Source organism: Hymenobacter psoromatis (assembly GCA_001596155.1).
Lineage (GTDB): Bacteria > Bacteroidota > Bacteroidia > Cytophagales > Hymenobacteraceae > Hymenobacter.
This window is the reverse complement of record CP014771.1, coordinates 259,675-276,183: the sequence shown is the minus strand read 5'-3', so window position 1 is coordinate 276,183 and position 16,509 is coordinate 259,675. Positions and strand designations below refer to the sequence as shown.

Sequence of the window (16,509 nt, the reverse complement as noted above, 5' to 3'; positions counted from 1 at the left end):
CACTTGCCCCGGCGCTGCTATCCATGCCAGCTCCCGTTTCTTCGCCCGCGTCCATTCTGCTCGCCTCCGTGCTTAAGCCCGTGGATGACACCCGGATGCTGGGCAAGTTTGCCCGCACCCTGGCTGGCCTGGGCGCGCGAGTGGCCGTGGCGGGCCAGGCCAGCGCGGCGGCGCGGCCGGGCGCGGGCATCACGCTGCACCCCATTTTCAGCGGCGCGCGCCTGAGCCTGGGGCGGCTGCTGGCGCAGGCCCATTACTGGCGTTTGCTGCGCCGCCTACGGCCCGATTTGGTCATCGTGCACGCGCCTGAGCTGCTGCCGCTTACGGTGCTGTGGCGGGCGCTGGGGAGGGGTAGGGAATTCGTGTATGATATCCGCGAAAACTACGCCCTCAACGTGGGCACGCAGCAGGTGTACCGTGGGCTGACGAAGCGCGCGCTGGCGGCGGGTCTGCGCTGGGTGGAGGGCGTGGCGGCCCGGCGGGCGGCGGCCGTGCTACTGGCCGAAGCCAGCTATGCCGACGAGTTGCCGTTTTTGCAAGCCCTACCCCCCGGCCGGGTGCTGCTGCTCGAAAACAAATATCAGCCCGCCCTTGGCGAGGCCCTACCCCCCCTGGCGCGGCCCATGCCCGCCGCCAACGAGCCGCTGCGGCTGCTGTTTTCGGGCACCATTTCGGCGCTAAATGGCGTGTGGGAGGCCATCGCCCTGACGCGGGCGCTGCGGGCGGCGTGGCCCGGCGGAGCCACGCTGACCATCATCGGCTTTTGCCAGCAGCCCGATTTAGTGCGGGAGCTGCAAGCGCTAGTGATGACCGAAAGTGCCTGGCTCACGCTGGAGGGCGGCGCGGCGCTGGTGCCGCACGCCCGCATCGTGGCCGAAATGCGGCGCAGTCACCTGGGCCTACTGCCCTACCGGCCGCACCCCAGCACGGCCCGCTGCCAGCCCACCAAGCTATTCGAATACCTCGCCCACGGCCTGCCCGTGCTGGTACCCGATAACCCGCTCTGGGCCAACGTGGTGCGAGAGCATAGCGCGGGCTTGGTCGTGGATTTTGCTGAGCCGGCGCGGGCAGCGGCGGCCGTGGCGGCGGCGCTGCCCACGGCGCGGTTTTACCCAGCGGGCGTGCCGGCCGGCCCGGTGCTGTGGGCGGGCGAAGGCAAAAAATTAGGGGATTTGCTGGAAAGCCTGGGGCTGGGTCCGACCTTTGCGGCCCCGTTGGCCTAGCGGGACCGGGGCGAACGAGTGAGTCCGGGTAATTTTTTCTTACTTGCAGGTCGGTACGCGGCTGATTTCGTGTGCCATCGCCCTACCCCCCACCCCTTACCCAACCTGCCTCATGGCTTCCCCGACCACTTTGCGCCACGCCGAAATTGCCGGTGTCGGCCACTACGTTCCCGACCGCGTTGTAAAAAATGCCGAGTTGGAAGAGCTGATGTCCACCACCGACGCTTGGATTCAGGAGCGCACTGGCATCCAGGAGCGGCGCTGGTTTGAGGAAGGCAAGGACACCACCGCCGGCATGGGTGCCGAGGCCGCCCGTCGCGCGCTGGCCAATGCCGGCTTGACCGTGGACGACGTGCAGCTCATCGTATTTGCCACGCTTTCACCCGATTACTTCTTTCCGGGCTCGGGCGTGCTCATGCAACGCGAGCTGGGCATGACCGGCAACGTGCCGGCCCTCGACGTGCGCAACCAGTGCTCGGGCTTTATCTATGGGCTGTCGGTGGCCGACCAGTTCGTGCGCACCGGCATGTATGATACGGTGTTGGTAGTAGGCTCCGAAATCCATTCCTCGGGCCTCGACAAAACCCCGAGGGGTAGGGCCGTTTCGGTCATCTTTGGCGATGGCGCGGGCGCGGTGGTGCTGCGCCCGGCGCGCACCGAAGGCAACGGCATCCTAAGCACGCACCTGCACGCGCAGGGCGAGTTTGCCGAAGAATTGATTGTGAAGGAGCCGGGCTCGAACCGCGAAGACCGCGTGAACTACGTCATTGCCAACGAGCAGGACATGTACCCGTACATGAACGGCCAGAACGTGTTCAAGCACGCCGTGGTGCGCTTCCCGCAGGTAATTAAAGAGGCATTGGACCAGAATAATTACCAGCCCGCCGACATCAACCTGCTCATTCCGCACCAGGCCAACCTGCGCATTACTCAGTATGTGCAGCAGAAAATGGGCCTGGCCGACGACAAGGTTTTCAGCAACATTCAGCGCTACGGCAACACCACCGCCGCCAGCATTCCGATTGCCCTGAGCGAAGCCGTGGCCCAAGGCCGCGTCAAGCGCGGCGACCTCGTGTGCCTGGCCGCCTTCGGCTCAGGCTTCACCTGGGCCTCGGCGCTCATTAAATGGTAACTTTTCATTTAACATCTATCAATTAACATTTAACACCTTACCTAACTGCTGTTACGCAGTAGGTGCCGCCCACCGCGTCAACCTCAGTTACCTAACTTGTCTGAGCCAGCTGTTAAATGATAAATATTAATTGTTAAATGACTATTGCCGAGGAAAATTACTTAAAAGCCATCTACAAGCTGGCCGAAGAAGAGCCGGGGCAGGAGGTGAGTACCAACCGCATTGCGGCGGCGCTGGCCACGCGCGCCGCCTCCGTCACGGACATGCTGCGCCGCCTGGCCGACAAGCAGCTGCTTGACTATGAGAAGTATCGGGGCGTGCGCCTCACACCCGAAGGCCGGCGGCTGGCGCTGCTCACCGTGCGCAAGCACCGGCTCTGGGAAGTATTTCTGGTGCAGCAGCTGGGCTTCAATTGGGATGAGGTGCACGAGGTGGCCGAGGAGCTGGAGCACGTGCAGTCGCCGCTGCTGATGCGGCGGCTCGACGCGTTCCTGAACTTCCCTACCCTCGACCCGCACGGCGACCCCATTCCGGCCGAAAACGGGGCCGTGCGCCGGCCCGCCCATCGCTTGCTGGCCGAGCTGGGGGCAGGCGAGTGCGGCACGCTGGCTGCCGTGAAAAACACCTCCGCGCCCTTCCTCCAATACCTCGATAAGATGGGCCTGCCGCTGGGCGCGCGGGTGCGCATCCTCGAAAAAATAGCCTTCGATAATTCCCTCGAAGTGCGCATAAACGATGAGCGCACCGTCGTTATTTCGGCCGAAGTCGGGCGCAATCTCTTCACAACCACTGACCACTGACTAAATCACGGATTAGACGGATTTTAGCGGATTTCACGGATTTTGTGGACGGCGCTTTTGCGTTTACTTTCCTAGAGTTTGAAAATAGTTAGCCCGAGAAAAAACTGCTGCGTTCGTTTCTGAAAATTAAGCTGCTAAAATCGTCCACAAAATCCGTGAAATCCGCTAAAATCCGTGCTAATCAGTGGTCTGATACGATTGTGGCGCTCTCGACTCCGCCCGGCGCGGGGGCGCTGGCCGTGGTGCGCTTATCGGGCCTGGACGCGGTGAGTATAGTACAGGCACTGTTTTCGAAGAAAAATCTGGCGGCCCAGCCCGGCCACACCTTGCACTACGGCGCGCTGCGCGACCCCGCCACCGGCCAAGTGCTCGATGAGGTAGTGGTGGCGCTCTACCGCGGCCCGCGCTCCTACACCCGCGAAGACGTGGTGGAGATTTCGGGCCACGGCTCCGACTTTATCGTGCGCCAGATATTGGCCGCGCTGCTGCGCCAGGGCGCGCGCCTGGCCGAAGCCGGCGAGTTTACCAAGCGCGCCTTCCTCAACGGCGCGCTCGACCTGGCCCAGGCCGAGGCAGTGGCCGACCTTATCGCCGCCGACTCGGCGCTTTCGCATCAGGTGGCGCTCAACCAGTTGCGTGGTGGCTTCTCGGATGAGCTGCGCGACCTGCGGGTGCAGCTCATCAAGTTTGCCGCACTGCTAGAGCTGGAGCTGGATTTTGGCGAAGAAGACGTAGAGTTTGCCGACCGCACCGGGCTGGCGCGGCTCCTGGCCGAAGTGGAGGGGGTAGTAACCGGGCTGCTACGCTCGTTTGAGCTGGGCAACGTGATTAAAAACGGCATCACGACCGTGATTGCCGGCCGGCCCAACGCCGGCAAATCGACCCTGCTCAACGCGCTGCTACGCGAGGAGCGGGCCATCGTGTCGGCCACGCCGGGCACTACCCGCGATTTTATTGAGGATGAGGTGAGTATCGACGGCCTGCGGTTCCGCTTCGTGGACACGGCCGGCCTGCGCGACAACCCCGCCGACGAAGTGGAGGCCATTGGCGTGCGCCGCACCCGCGAGCGCATCGGCCAGGCCGCGCTGCTACTCTATCTCTTCGACCTCACCGAGCTGTCGCCCGCCGAGGTGCAAGCTGACATCGCGGAGCTGACCGCCGCCCTACCCCGCCTGCCCGTGCTGGCCGTGGGCAACAAGCGCGACCTGGCTTCGCAAGTAGGAATTAAAAATTATGAATTAAAAATTAAAAGTTCGCTGGCTTCTACTTCTCAAAACCAAGCTTCATTAATTCAAAACCAGAAACCTGATAATCAAGAACCAAGCACCAAGCACCAAACAATATTCATCTCGGCGGGTCGGCGCGAGGGGCTCGATGAGCTGCAAGCGGCGCTGCTGGCGCAGGTGCGCGGGGCGGGGCTGGCCACTACCGGCACGGCTACCATCGTGACGAACGTGCGGCACGCCCGCGCCCTGGAGGTGGCGGCGCAGCACCTGGCCGCCGTGCGCCAGGGCCTGGCCGAAGGCCGGGGCACCGAGCTGCTGGCCGCCGACCTGCGCCACGCGCTGGCGGCGCTGGGTGAGATAACGGGCGAAATTTCCTCCGACGACCTGCTCACGAGCATCTTTACCCAGTTCTGCATCGGAAAGTAAGGGGGCGAATAAAAATCGTTGCAAACGTTCCCAGTGTCTTTCCAGCCCCAAACTGTGCGACTTACGGAAACCTGAGCGGGGTTTGCATTGTACTACAGGAGGCACCGGCCAAACAAAAGTTTCCCGGCGCACCGCCTGAGCCGTAGCTTCGCGCCCGAAATAAGCGGCTACTTTACATCCTCTTCCTACCCAACCAATGGCAGAAACTGCTGAACTTAACCTACCGGGCGGCCAGTCCATTAGCCTGCCCATCTTTGAGGGCACTGAGCAAGAGAAAGCCTTTGATATCGGCAAGCTGCGCGACGCCACGGGCTACGTGACCCTCGATTCGGGCTACAAAAACACGGGAGCCTGCAAATCGGCCATCACGTTTCTTGATGGCGAGGAAGGCATTTTGCGCTACCGGGGCTACCCCATTGAGCAATTGGCCGAAAATTCGAGCTTCCTGGAAGTAGCCTACCTGCTGATTTATGGCCACTTGCCCACCGAGGCGGAGCTGAAGGATTTTAGCGGCCACATCACCAAGCACACGCTGGTGCACGAGGATATCCGCAAGATTTTTGACGGCTTTCCGAGCAGCACGCACCCGATGGCCATTTTGAGCAGCCTCACCTGCGCGCTCACCGGCTTCTACCCCGAGAGCATCAGCCCCAACCAGACGCCCGAGGCCATCGACCTGACCATCGTGCGCCTGATGGCCAAGATGAGCACCATCGCGGCCTGGACGTACAAGAACTCGGTGGGCCACCCGCTCAACTACCCGCGCAACGACCTCGACTACTGCGCCAACTTCCTGTACATGATGTTCAGCTTCCCCACCGAGAAGTATGAAATCAACCCCGTGATTGTGAGTGCTTTAAACAAGCTGCTCATCCTGCACGCCGACCATGAGCAGAACTGCTCGACCAGCACCGTGCGCCTCGTGGGCTCGGCCAATGCCAGCCTCTACGGCTCGGTATCGGCGGGCATCAACGCGCTGTGGGGTCCCCTGCACGGCGGCGCCAACCAGGAGGTAATCGAGATGCTGGAAGCCATTGAAAAAGACGGCGGCGACACCAGCAAGTTCATTGCCCAGGCCAAGGATAAGAACAGCGGCTTCCGCCTGATGGGCTTCGGCCACCGGGTGTATAAGAACTTCGACCCGCGCGCCAAAATCATCAAAGTAGCCGCCGACGAAGTGCTGCAAGCCCTTGGCATGCAGAACAGTCCGCTGCTGAAAATCGCGACGGAGCTGGAGCAGGCGGCCCTCACTGACCAGTACTTCATCGACCGTAAGCTGTACCCGAACGTGGACTTTTACTCGGGCATCATCTACAAGGCACTGGGCATCCCCACGGAGATGTTCACCGTGATGTTTGCCTTGGGCCGCCTCCCCGGCTGGATTGCCCAGTGGAAAGAGATGCGCGAAAACAAGGAGCCCATCGGCCGCCCCCGCCAGATTTACGTGGGCGAAACTGAGCGCAACTACGTGCCCATGACCGAGCGTAAGTAAGTTTCTGGTTGCCAGTTTCTGGTTTTTTAGTGGTCAGCCCGCCTTTGGTGGGCTGACTTTTTTTGGCCCCTGCCCTACCCCTCCACTTCGCGCTTGAGGGTGACGACCAACCGCGGCGAGCGCCACCCCCAAACTGAGCCTGACCTAGTTACACTTACCACTTCCCAGCCCTGCAAGCCTAGGCTATTGAGGTGGACTATCAGTTTCTGATTTCTATTAACCGAGCTGAAAGAACCGTCGGCTACTTCCAACATTTGGTATTCAAATTTCTTCATGGCTCAAAATTAAACCCAATTTCCCACAGCACCACTAGTCCAACGAGGGGCCAGTGGTATTGCCGGAATATGGGTTGAGGTTGGCTAGAGCCGGTGCGCCGTGAATGAAGCGCGCAGCTGCTGGTAAGCCAGGCGCTGCTCGGGATTGAGGAGGTCGTTGAGGGCTTGCTCATAGCCGTGCTGCGAAGCGGCCAGCTGCTCGTCGCGCTCGGCGGCGGGGGCGTTGGCGATGCTCTGCTCAAACACCAGCTGGCGGCGCTCCTCCAGGTAGTGCAGGTGCAGCTTCTTGATGGCCAGGTATTGGCCCTCGTTGCAGTGAATGCGCCGGGCCAGGGCCTGGGTCAGCGTAGTGGCGTGGGTGGCTACCGAGCGGGGGTAGGCCTTGGGCTCGTCGCCGGGGCCGGCGGCAGAGGTAGCACTCGTGAGAGTGGTCAGGAGGCAAGCGGCGGCTAACAGGTTCTTCATGGGTAAAAAAGGTTTTGGGTGAAAAAAAGGCGGGTTCAATCGGCATCCTGCCTGCTGGCTTAGCAGCAGCCGCCGGAATTGGTCCAAACCTACACGCTTTTTATTTTTTGCACAAAACCTTGTGAGTATGGCACTTTTTTAATTACAGCATTTTACTTCAATCTCAATTATTATTCATTATTAACACTTTATTTTCTTTATAAAAAGCTTTGCTATAAGTCAAAAAAAAGCCCGCACTTAGGCGGGCAATTCATTTTATTTGAATAATCCTACGAAATTTTCACTCCTTTAAAGCCTTGCTTTAAGTCCTTTGCCCCAGGTGAAGTAGAACTGAAAGGGCCGGATTCGGCTGAGCAGCGAGGCGTAGGAAAGCGTTATAGCCCGGATTGCGGGTGGTCGTACTGCTTTTTGCCAGTGTCCGGCAACTGGGCAGGAAGTATTCGCGCAGTGTTTCGGGGTGTTAAAACACAGTGTTCCGCCGTGTTTTCGAGCACGAAACACGGCGCAAAGCTTTGGGGGTAGGCGCTAGAGAATTCGCAGCTCAATGCGGCGGTTCTGGGCGCGGTGGCCTTCCGAGTCGTTGGTGGCGAGGGGCTTGGCTGCGCCGTAGCCCTTGGCGCGCAGGCGGATGGCGGGCACGCCGTGGCCGCTGAGATAGGTGAGCACGGCCTGGGCGCGGCGCTGCGAGAGCGTGAGGTTGGCGGCGGGCATGCCCACGTTATCGGTGTAGCCGGCCACCTCCACGCGCAGGTTGGGGTCCTGGCGCAGGAACTCCACCAGACGGTCGAGCTCGGTGCGCGAACGCGGCTTGAGCACGGCCTGATTGGAATCGAAAAACAGGTTGTTCAGCACCGCGCTACGGCCGCTTTTGGCCGGTTCGAGGTAGATATCGAGCGTGAGCGGGTCGAACGTGCGCGCGGCCGAGTAGTCAAAATTGAGGCTCTTGAGCAGGTAGCCCGGCGCGGCGGCGTACATGGCGTAGGCGCGGCCCTCGTTGAGCACGGCAGTGTATTCGCCGGTTTCGGCATCTGAATACACTTGCTGGGTGAGGGCGTTAGTGCTGAGGTCGAAGAGCTGCACCATCGCGTTGAGGGGCTTCTTGGTCACGGCGTCGAACACGCGGCCCTGGGCGTAGGTGCTGGTTTCGCGGGCGCGCACGCTGGTGGGCACTTCGCTGCCGTAGAGCAGGATGGGCGGGACCATGCGGGGCGGGTCGCCGGGCCGGGGCGGCTCGGCGCGGGTGCAGTAGAGGCGCTTGTTATCCGAAGAAATGAACAACGAAGCCTCGTTGGCGAAGGTATTGAGGGGGTAGCCCAGGTTGCGCGGCGTGCCCCACTGGCCTTGTGCATCGAGCTCGGCGCGAAATATGTCGCTACTACCCAGACCTACCAAGCCGTTGGTAGAGTAATAGAGCGTAGTGCCGCTGGCGTGGATGAAGGGCGCCAGGTCGTCGCCGGCCGTGTTGATGGGCGCGCCCAGATTACGCGCCTTCGTCCAAGCACCGTCGGGGCCTATGCTAGTCACGTAGATATCGTAGCCGCCTACCCCCCCGCCGCGCTGCGACGAGAAGTAAAGGGTACGACCATCGGCCGAGAGCGAGGGCTGGGAATCCCAGACTTTGGAATTGACCAGCAGGCCCAGGTTGCGCGGGGCCGTCCACTGCGTGCCGCGGCGGTGCGAGATGTAGAGGTCGCAGCCCCCTACCCCCCCTGGCCGGCCGCAACTCGTGAATACCAGTGTGTTGCCATCGCCGGAGATGGTGGCTGTGCCCTCGTTCTCGCGCGAATTGATGTTTGGCGAGATGGACTGCGGCGCGCCGAACGTACCGTCGGGCAGCACGGCACTGATAAACACGTCCTCATTTTCCTGCTCAAACTTCTCGGGATTGCGCTGCACCGTGAAAATGAGCGACTTATTATCGGCCGTCAGCACCGGGAAGTACTGGTCGCGGAACTGGTTGAGCGGGGCCGGCAGGCGCTCGGGCGCGGGGCCGGTGGGGTGCGCCATCGCCTCGGCCGCAAAGTCGCAGTTTTGCAGCTGCAGCTTGGCCAATGCCACCTGGCTTTTGCTGGCGGGATTGGTGCTGAGGTAGTTGGTGTAGGCTAGGCGCATGGTGGCATAATCGCCCACCTCGCTGGCCAGCTTCCCCAGGATGAGGTAGTCGCCGCCGCGCGCGGCCTCAACAGGCAGCTTGCTGAGGCCCAGCTTGTAGGCCTGCAAGGCATTGGGATGGTCGCCGAGCGTGAGTTGAAGCGAGCCTTTGCGCAGGTACGGCTCGCCGTAGTCCGGGAATTTATCGGTGAGCTGCTGCCATACCAGAAGCGCCTGCTGAGCCTGGCGGTCTTTGTAGTACAAGCTCTGGGCCTTTTCGTAGAGGCTGCGCGCCTTGCTGTCGGTGATGGACGGCGGGGCTTGCTGGGCCAGAGTGGGCGCGGTGGCCAGCGCAAAGAGCAGGGTAGCAGAAAGCAGGAGTTTGGGTAACATAAGCAGGAAAAAGCGCGGGCTGATTGCGGGCACCAGGCGGGCAGGAAGCCGGTAATCAGCGGCGGCCCGCGCGCCTGGCGCAGGTAGATTAGCAGGCAAAAGCTACGCCTTAACATGCGAAAACCCCGATTTCGTGCTGAAACCGGGGTTTTTAGTCGTTATCTCCAACCTTTTATCGGCATAGTACCGGCCGGGGCTACGGAATGTCGAGGTACTTGTGGGTTTGCAGCGACACCTGCCAGCGCGGGTGAGCCTTCACGTAGTCGATGAGGGCGGGCGTCATGCGGGCGGCGCGGCTCCATTCGGGCTGGAGGTAGAGGCGGGTGGTGGGCGGCACCAGCGCGGCGTGCTCCTCGGCCCAGGCAAAGTCGCTGTCGTTAAAGACGATGATTTTCAGCTCGTCGGCGTGGGCCAGCACGTCGGGGCGCGGGGCCTTGAATTTCTTGGGCGACACGCAAATCCAGTCCCAGTTGCCGGAGAGCGGGTGCGCGCCGCTGGTTTCAATCCAGGTCTGGAAGCCGGCGGCCTTCAGCGCTTTAGTGAGGGGTAGGCAGTCGTGCATCAGCGGCTCGCCGCCGGTGATGACGACGTTGCGGCCGGGGTATTCGCTGGCGGCGGCTACCAGCTCGGCCACCGGGTGGCGCGGGTGCGCGTCGGCGTCCCACGACTCCTTCACGTCGCACCACACGCAGCCCACGTCGCAGCCACCGAGGCGAATGAAGTAGGCTGCTCTTCCCGTATTAAATCCTTCTCCCTGAATGGTATAAAACTGCTCCATTACAGGAAGCATTGAAGTTTCCTTCGGGGAATGTACGAGGGGTAGGACGGCGAGTAAATCAGATACGGCAGACATAAGCGAATAAAAAAAGGGCGCGACTAACGTCAACGCCCGAGGCGCGACCGGGGGTTCCGGTCACTCAAATTTACGAAGGGAATTGCTCCCATCTGTCATTGCGAGCTTGCGAAGCAATCGCACCAGAACGTTGTCGTTCGGATGTCGTGCTGGTGCGATTGCTTCGCAAGCTCGCAATGACAGTTGAGTCTTACCGCGGATACACCTCACCCTTGGCGGCGCGCAGCGTATTCAGCAGCAGCATGGCGATGGTCATCGGCCCTACCCCCCCCGGCACGGGTGTAATGCGCGAAGCCAGCGGCGCGACTTCGGCAAAGTTGACGTCGCCTTTCAGGCTATATCCACTCTTCTTATTGGCGTCCGTGACGCGGGTCGTGCCCACGTCGATAACCACCGCGCCGGGCTTCACCATGTCGGCCGTCACGAACTCGGGCCGGCCGATAGCGGCCACAATAATGTCGGCCTGACGCACGATTTCGGGCAAGTTTTTGGTGCGTGAGTGGCATAAAGTAACGGTGCAGTTAGCCGTTTCCAAGTTCTTAGCCAGCAAGATGCTAACCGGCGCCCCCACGATATTCGAGCGGCCAATAACCACGCAGTGCTGGCCGCTGGTTTTGATACCTTGGCGGGCCAGCAGCTCCACGATGCCGGAGGGGGTAGCGGGCAGCAGCGCGGGCAGGCCGGCCACCATGCGGCCCAGGTTCATGGGGTGAAAACCGTCCACGTCCTTCTCGGGCCGGATGGCTTCGATGACTTTTTCGGCGTCGATATGCCGGGGCAGCGGCAGCTGCACGATGAAGCCGTCGATGTCGGCGTCCTCGTTGAGGCGCTGCACCACGGCCAGCAGCTCGGCCTCGGTGATGTCGTCTTCGAAGCGCAGCAGGGTGCTGGCATAGCCCACGCGCTCGCAGGCGAGCACCTTGTTGCGCACGTAGGTTTCGGAGCCGCCATCGTGGCCCACGAGCACGGCCGCGAGGTGCGGCACTTTGCGGCCGGCCGCTTTCAGCGCCTCCACTTCGGCAGCGATTTCAACTTTGATTTCTTCGGCGGTTTGCTTGCCGTCGATGAGGTGCGGGGAGGTTTCGGACATAGGGGAGAAATTAAACATTGTTTGTCATTGCGAGCAACGCGAAGCAATCGCACCTGAACGATAGACGAACAAGCGGCGCGGATGTAGTTCTAGTGCGATTGCTTCGCGTTGCTCGCAATGACGAGCGTTCAGGTTTCATCGTGCTATTTTACCGCATCGCAATGCCGGCCTGGGTGAGGCGCTGATAAATGCCGGCCAGCAGTTCACTTTTCAAAGCCTGCTCTTGGCGAACGTTGTTTATCCAAAACAGGACTTTGAGGTCGTAGCCGGTGGTAGCAACATTATTGAGCAGAATTTCAGGCGCGATTTTGTGCAGCGTGTTGGGGTTGTTCAGGATTTCCTCGCTGATGTGGCGGCGGGCCTCGTCGAGGTCAATATCAGGACCCAGGTTGAGGGCCAGCTCGGTGCGGATGTGATTGTTGCTGAGCGTCCAGTTGATGACGTAGTTGCTGAGCAGGTCACCGTTGGGCAGAATAATTTCGGAGCCGGCCTGCGAGATGAGCTTGCTGGCCCGGATGCCGATGTCCTTCACGCGGCCCGTCTGGCCCTTCACCTCAATGTAGTCGCCGACCTGAAACGGCCGCTCAAAAATGAGAATCACGCCCGACACCAGGTTGTTGATAATATTCTGCAAGCCCAGGCCGATGCCCACGCCCAACGCGCCGAGCACAATGGCGATTTTATCGACCGGCAGGCCCGAGGCCAGCGTGGCCATAAACAGCCCTACCCCCAGAATCGCCAGCCGGATGGCCACCATCCAGGAGCCCTTGCGGTCGGCCTCCACGCTGAACTCGTCGTCGGTTTCGCCGAAGAAGTAACCCACGTATTTCTGCAGTTGAATGGTCATAAACACGATGCCCACGAAAAGCAAAATATTACCTACCGTGAACGTGGTGCTGCCCAGCTTGTGCGGCACCGTGAGCAGGGTGTCGATGAGGCGGTAAAAGTAGTTATAGAGGTTGAGGTTGGTGGTGAAGAGCATCAGCCAGAGCACGCCCACTACCACCGTGAGGCCCTTGCGCAGGCCACTCTCGATTTTGCCAAAGACCAGGCGGCCGCTCTGGCCGTCGGCCGTGCGGCTGCGCTGCACTTGCAGGTAAAATGCCTCCGTGACGATGCGCACGAAGGCCGACAGCGCCACCACCTGCGTGAGGCCAAAAATGGCCGTGGTGGTAAACATCTTGGCCAGGCTCACGCGGCCGTAGGCATCGGCCAGCAGGGCCAGCGCGTTCAGCCCCACGAAGAGCAGCGCCACGGGCTTCACGAAGCCCGCCAGCACGCGGTGCGCCCGCAAATAGCGCCAGAAGCGCCAGCCCAGCGCCACCGCGCCCGCGTTGAGCAGCAGCATGGCCCAGCGCGCACCCAGCCCCGGCGCTTGCTGCGCATAGGTGAAATTGAGCACGAAAAATGCCCCCACGATGGCTACCCAATACCAGAACAGCGGCCGCGGCCAGCTGCGCCAGCCCAGCACCGTGAGCGTGACGAGCAGCAGCAACTGCAGCAAATCGGTGTAGGCGGCGGGCGGCTGCAAGTCGAAAAACGGGGCCAGGCTGAACACCACCAGCAGCGCCGCCGCCACCGGCACCGGCCGCAGGTAGTGCAGGCGGCGCTCGGGCAGCACCAGCGGCACGGGCGCAACGGCGGCCGTCCCTACCCCCTCAGCAGCAGCCCGCCGCAGCGCCCGGAAGTTGCGAAACACCCAGCCGAAAAACCCGCCGAACAGCACCACCATCCAGACCCAATAATCCCAGTGCTCCCGAAAATAATAGCCTACCAGCGAGCGCTGGGCGGCATACGACTGCCGCGCCAGGGCGCTCGCCTGCTCATCGGCCACAATGCGGCTGGGCTGCCACAGCGGCGGCAGCTCGGCCTGCCGGTTGGCGCGGCTGAAGCGGCCCATCTGCTCCCGCAGCGCGTCCTGCAGCTCCAGGCCCTGGATATAGGCCTCCGACACCCGCGTTTGCAGGCCCGTCACGGTGTGGCGGCGGCGGGCTAGCAGCTGCGTGGCGCGCTCCTGCTTGGTGCGCAGGCTCGCCAGCGCCCGCCCGATGGCCGTGGTGGCGGGGGGTAGGGCGGCGGTGAGCGGCAGCTGGGTGGCCAGCGTATCGAGCCGGGCCTGAGTGACGCTCAGCTGCTGGCTGCCGGCGGCCAGGGCCGTGCGCCACGCGCCCAGCTGCTCCTGCATATCGGCTAGCAGCACGCGGTACATCTGGAGCTGCTTCACGTCCACCACGTCGGCGTATTCGGCCAGGTTCTCGCGGATGGTTTCGAGGTTTTCCTCCACCTGGGGCAGGTCGTCGCTCAGGTCCTGGGTGTCAGCGCTGCGGCGGACCGCCCCGTTGATGCGGCTCAGCGTGAAGTAAGCTTTCTCGATGCGCCGGGCCAGCGAGTCGGGCAGCAGGGGCGCAGCCACCGCCTTTTGGGGCGGCCGCGGCGCGGCCACCACCGTCGTGGTCTGCGCTATTACCAGGCAGGCAAACAACACCCAAATGAGCAACTGGCGAATAGGAATACTAACGGACAAGGGCATGATGCAATAAGGGCGCAATTCGAGCGCCAGCCTGGGGATAGACAGCAGCTAATTTGGGGGCTTAGGCGGATATTATGCGGTTTCAGAGCAGTTGAAGCCAGCTGGTAAAGAACCAATGCACTAGCTACACAGGCTAAAATCATTGCTAACCCTCAGTTATTTTCTTTAATATCCGAATTAAATTTAGTTAGCACGTTTTTTTTTAAACCCAACCATTTAAGAAACAACTTTCGTGATAACCCCGTAACTTTCCCGCGTTCTTTTCACTAAAACCCCCTGAATGACAGCATGAACTACTTTCTCAATGCGTTGAAAAATAAATACGCGCAGTTCAGTGGCCGGGCCCGGCGAGCTGAGTACTGGCAGTTCGTTCTCTTTTATATTATTGGCGCATTCGTGTTTGGCTTTATCGGCCAACTCATCCATTTCCCGTTCATCGGTGCTATTTACTTCCTGGCGTTTCTAGTACCATATATTGCGGTAACTGTTCGTCGGATGCACGACGCTGACAAAGATTGGTGGTATTGTCTAATTCCTGTTTATAGTACCATCCTATTATTTGTCGAGGGTACTCACGGACCCAACCAATATGGTCCCGACCCGAAGAATGCGACTGCTCCGGCTATAGATACGCTTGGCAGTCCGCCCGCTACCTACTAGTTGTTTTTTAACATCATTAAAAACGGCCGGCTTCCTTGCGGAAGCCGGCCGTTTTGCTATCAGTCAATTTTAAGCACCGCCAGAAACGCTTCCTGCGGAATCTCCACCGAGCCCACGGTGCGCATCCGTTTTTTGCCTTCCTTCTGCTTTTCGAGCAGCTTGCGCTTGCGGCTGATGTCGCCACCGTAGCATTTGGCAATCACGTTCTTGCGCAGCGCCTTGATGGTTTCGCGGGCGATGATTTTCTGGCCGATGCTGGCCTGAATGGCGATGTCGAACATCTGGCGGGGTAGGAGCTCGCGCAATTTCTCGCAGAGGCGGCGGCCCCACTCGTAGCTTTTCGAGCGGTGCACGATGGCCGAAAGGGCATCCACCTTCTCGCCGTTCAGCATCACGTCGAGCTTCACCATATCCGACTCGCGGAAGCCAATCAGCTCATAATCAAGCGAAGCGTAGCCGCGGCTGATGGTCTTGAGCTTATCGAAGAAGTCGAACACGATTTCGGACAGCGGCAGCTCGAAGCTCATCTCCACCCGCTCGGAGGTCAGGTAGCTCTGGCCTTTGATAATGCCGCGCTTCTCCATGCAGAGCGTGATAATCGGCCCCACATACTCGGAGGCGGTGATAATCTGGGCTTTGATGTAGGGCTCCTCGATGTGCTTAATCAGGTTCGGCTCCGGCATTTCGCTCGGCGCGTTGATGGTCAGCAGCTGGTCCTTGGTGCCGGTGGCGTGAAACTGCACGCTCGGCACCGTAGTAATCACCGTCATGTTGAACTCGCGCTCCAGGCGCTCCTGCACGATTTCCATGTGCAGCATGCCCAAAAAGCCGCAGCGGAAGCCGAAGCCCAGCGCCACCGACGTTTCGGGCTCCCACACCAGCGAGGCGTCGTTGAGCTGGAGCTTTTCCATGCTGCTGCGCAGCTCCTCATACTCGGTGGTATCGACCGGGTAGATGCCGGCAAATACCATCGGCTTCACGTCGGCAAAGCCCTTGATGGCTTCGGCCGTGGGGTTGTGCACGTGCGTGATGGTGTCGCCCACCTTCACCTCGCGCGCTTCCTTGATGCCCGAGATGAGGTAGCCCACGTTGCCGGCGCTCATCACCTGGCGCGGCTCCTGGTTGAGGCCCAGGATGCCAATTTCGTCAGCCCCATATTCCTTACCCGTCGCCATAAACTTCACCTTGTCACCCTTGCGCATGGTGCCGTTTTTGATGCGAAACAGGACTTCAATGCCCCGGTAGGAATTGAAAACCGAGTCAAAAATCAGCGCTTGCAGCGGGGCCTCCGGGTCGCCCACCGGCGCGGGAATGCGGTCGCAAATGGCGTTCAGAATAGCCTCAATGCCGATGCCGGCCTTGCCCGAGGCGTGGATAATGTCCTCTGGCTTGCAGCCAATCAGGTCCACAATCTCGTCGGTCACTTCCTCCGGCATGGCGTGGGGCAGGTCGATTTTATTGAGCACCGGAATAATTTCCAGGTCGGCCCCAATGGCGAGATACAGATTGGAAATAGTTTGGGCCTCAATGCCTTGCGAAGCATCCACAATGAGCAGCGCGCCCTCGCAGGCGGCAATGCTGCGGCTTACTTCGTAGCTGAAATCGACGTGGCCGGGCGTGTCAATCAGGTTCAGCGTGTAGGTTTCCCCTTGGTAGGGAAACTGCATCTGAATGGCGTGGCTCTTGATGGTGATGCCCCGCTCGCGCTCCAGGTCCATATTGTCGAGCAACTGGGCCTGCATATCGCGCTTGGCCACGGTGCTCGTGAATTCGAGGAGCCGGTCGGCCAGGGTGCTTTTGCCGTGGTCGATGTGGGCAATGATGCAAAAATTACGAATATTCTTCAACGGAGG

General features: G+C 60.8%; 13 protein-coding genes. 6 read left to right on the top strand and 7 right to left on the bottom strand.

What is annotated here, in order from left to right:
• The first annotated feature begins 68 nt into the window (after window positions 1–68).
• The 5 genes from A0257_01255 to gltA all read left to right on the top strand — a co-directional run bounded on the left by A0257_01255 (window position 69) and on the right by gltA (window position 6,299).
• Complete coding sequence (locus A0257_01255) at window positions 69–1,223, top strand: hypothetical protein (GenBank protein ID AMR25853.1); 1,155 nt, start codon at window positions 69–71, stop codon at window positions 1,221–1,223.
• A gap of 112 nt (window positions 1,224–1,335) precedes the next feature.
• Window positions 1,336–2,355 (top strand): 3-oxoacyl-ACP synthase, encoded by a 1,020-nt coding sequence (locus A0257_01250; protein ID AMR25852.1) that lies wholly within the window; start codon window positions 1,336–1,338, stop codon window positions 2,353–2,355.
• 137 nt (window positions 2,356–2,492) lie between these two features.
• Complete coding sequence (locus tag A0257_01245; GenBank protein AMR25851.1) at window positions 2,493–3,155, top strand: iron-dependent repressor; 663 nt, start codon at window positions 2,493–2,495, stop codon at window positions 3,153–3,155.
• A gap of 170 nt (window positions 3,156–3,325) precedes the next feature.
• Window positions 3,326–4,807: a tRNA modification GTPase gene (locus A0257_01240; protein ID AMR29574.1), complete on the top strand. Its 1,482-nt coding sequence runs from the start codon at window positions 3,326–3,328 to the stop codon at window positions 4,805–4,807.
• Between the two features lie 196 nt (window positions 4,808–5,003).
• Window positions 5,004–6,299 (top strand): citrate (Si)-synthase, encoded by a 1,296-nt coding sequence (gene gltA, locus A0257_01235; protein ID AMR25850.1) that lies wholly within the window; start codon window positions 5,004–5,006, stop codon window positions 6,297–6,299.
• A 74-nt stretch (window positions 6,300–6,373) separates the two neighbouring features.
• Here the strand turns inward: gltA and A0257_01230 are convergent, their stop codons facing one another.
• From A0257_01230 to A0257_01205, 6 genes are all read right to left on the bottom strand, one after another.
• Window positions 6,374–6,574 (bottom strand): hypothetical protein, encoded by a 201-nt coding sequence (locus A0257_01230; protein ID AMR25849.1) that lies wholly within the window; start codon window positions 6,572–6,574, stop codon window positions 6,374–6,376.
• 84 nt (window positions 6,575–6,658) lie between these two features.
• Window positions 6,659–7,039 carry a hypothetical protein gene (locus A0257_01225; protein AMR25848.1) on the bottom strand — a complete coding sequence of 127 codons (381 nt, stop codon included), beginning with the start codon at window positions 7,037–7,039 and terminating at the stop codon, window positions 6,659–6,661.
• A 525-nt stretch (window positions 7,040–7,564) separates the two neighbouring features.
• Entirely contained in the window at window positions 7,565–9,523 is a 1,959-nt protein-coding gene (locus A0257_01220; GenBank protein ID AMR25847.1) for a hypothetical protein, read from the bottom strand.
• A 196-nt stretch (window positions 9,524–9,719) separates the two neighbouring features.
• Window positions 9,720–10,313 (bottom strand): 7-carboxy-7-deazaguanine synthase, encoded by a 594-nt coding sequence (locus A0257_01215; protein AMR25846.1) that lies wholly within the window; start codon window positions 10,311–10,313, stop codon window positions 9,720–9,722.
• A gap of 253 nt (window positions 10,314–10,566) precedes the next feature.
• Entirely contained in the window at window positions 10,567–11,466 is a 900-nt protein-coding gene (locus tag A0257_01210; GenBank protein AMR25845.1) for a bifunctional 5,10-methylene-tetrahydrofolate dehydrogenase/5,10-methylene-tetrahydrofolate cyclohydrolase, read from the bottom strand.
• A gap of 148 nt (window positions 11,467–11,614) precedes the next feature.
• Window positions 11,615–13,963 carry a hypothetical protein gene (locus A0257_01205; protein AMR25844.1) on the bottom strand — a complete coding sequence of 783 codons (2,349 nt, stop codon included), beginning with the start codon at window positions 13,961–13,963 and terminating at the stop codon, window positions 11,615–11,617.
• A gap of 321 nt (window positions 13,964–14,284) precedes the next feature.
• On the opposite strand from A0257_01205, the gene A0257_01200 reads away from it, so the two are divergent.
• Entirely contained in the window at window positions 14,285–14,656 is a 372-nt protein-coding gene (locus tag A0257_01200) for a hypothetical protein (protein ID AMR25843.1), read from the top strand.
• A 59-nt stretch (window positions 14,657–14,715) separates the two neighbouring features.
• Here the strand turns inward: A0257_01200 and A0257_01195 are convergent, their stop codons facing one another.
• Window positions 14,716–16,503: an elongation factor 4 gene (locus A0257_01195; GenBank protein AMR25842.1), complete on the bottom strand. Its 1,788-nt coding sequence runs from the start codon at window positions 16,501–16,503 to the stop codon at window positions 14,716–14,718.
• Between the last annotated feature and the right edge of the window lie 6 nt (window positions 16,504–16,509).

What these genes read in the sequence shown, in the direction of transcription:
- A0257_01250 (AMR25852.1), top strand. Translation starts at nt 1,336, where the DNA reads ATGGCTTCCCCGACCACTTTGCGCCACGCCGAAATTGCCGGTGTCGGC.
- A0257_01245 (AMR25851.1), top strand. Translation starts at nt 2,493, where the DNA reads ATGACTATTGCCGAGGAAAATTACTTAAAAGCCATCTACAAGCTGGCC.
- gltA (AMR25850.1), top strand. Translation starts at nt 5,004, where the DNA reads ATGGCAGAAACTGCTGAACTTAACCTACCGGGCGGCCAGTCCATTAGC.
- A0257_01230 (AMR25849.1), bottom strand. Translation starts at nt 6,574, where the DNA reads ATGAAGAAATTTGAATACCAAATGTTGGAAGTAGCCGACGGTTCTTTC.
- A0257_01225 (AMR25848.1), bottom strand. Translation starts at nt 7,039, where the DNA reads ATGAAGAACCTGTTAGCCGCCGCTTGCCTCCTGACCACTCTCACGAGT.
- A0257_01220 (AMR25847.1), bottom strand. Translation starts at nt 9,523, where the DNA reads ATGTTACCCAAACTCCTGCTTTCTGCTACCCTGCTCTTTGCGCTGGCC.
- A0257_01215 (AMR25846.1), bottom strand. Translation starts at nt 10,313, where the DNA reads ATGCTTCCTGTAATGGAGCAGTTTTATACCATTCAGGGAGAAGGATTT.
- A0257_01210 (AMR25845.1), bottom strand. Translation starts at nt 11,466, where the DNA reads ATGTCCGAAACCTCCCCGCACCTCATCGACGGCAAGCAAACCGCCGAA.
- A0257_01200 (AMR25843.1), top strand. Translation starts at nt 14,285, where the DNA reads ATGAACTACTTTCTCAATGCGTTGAAAAATAAATACGCGCAGTTCAGT.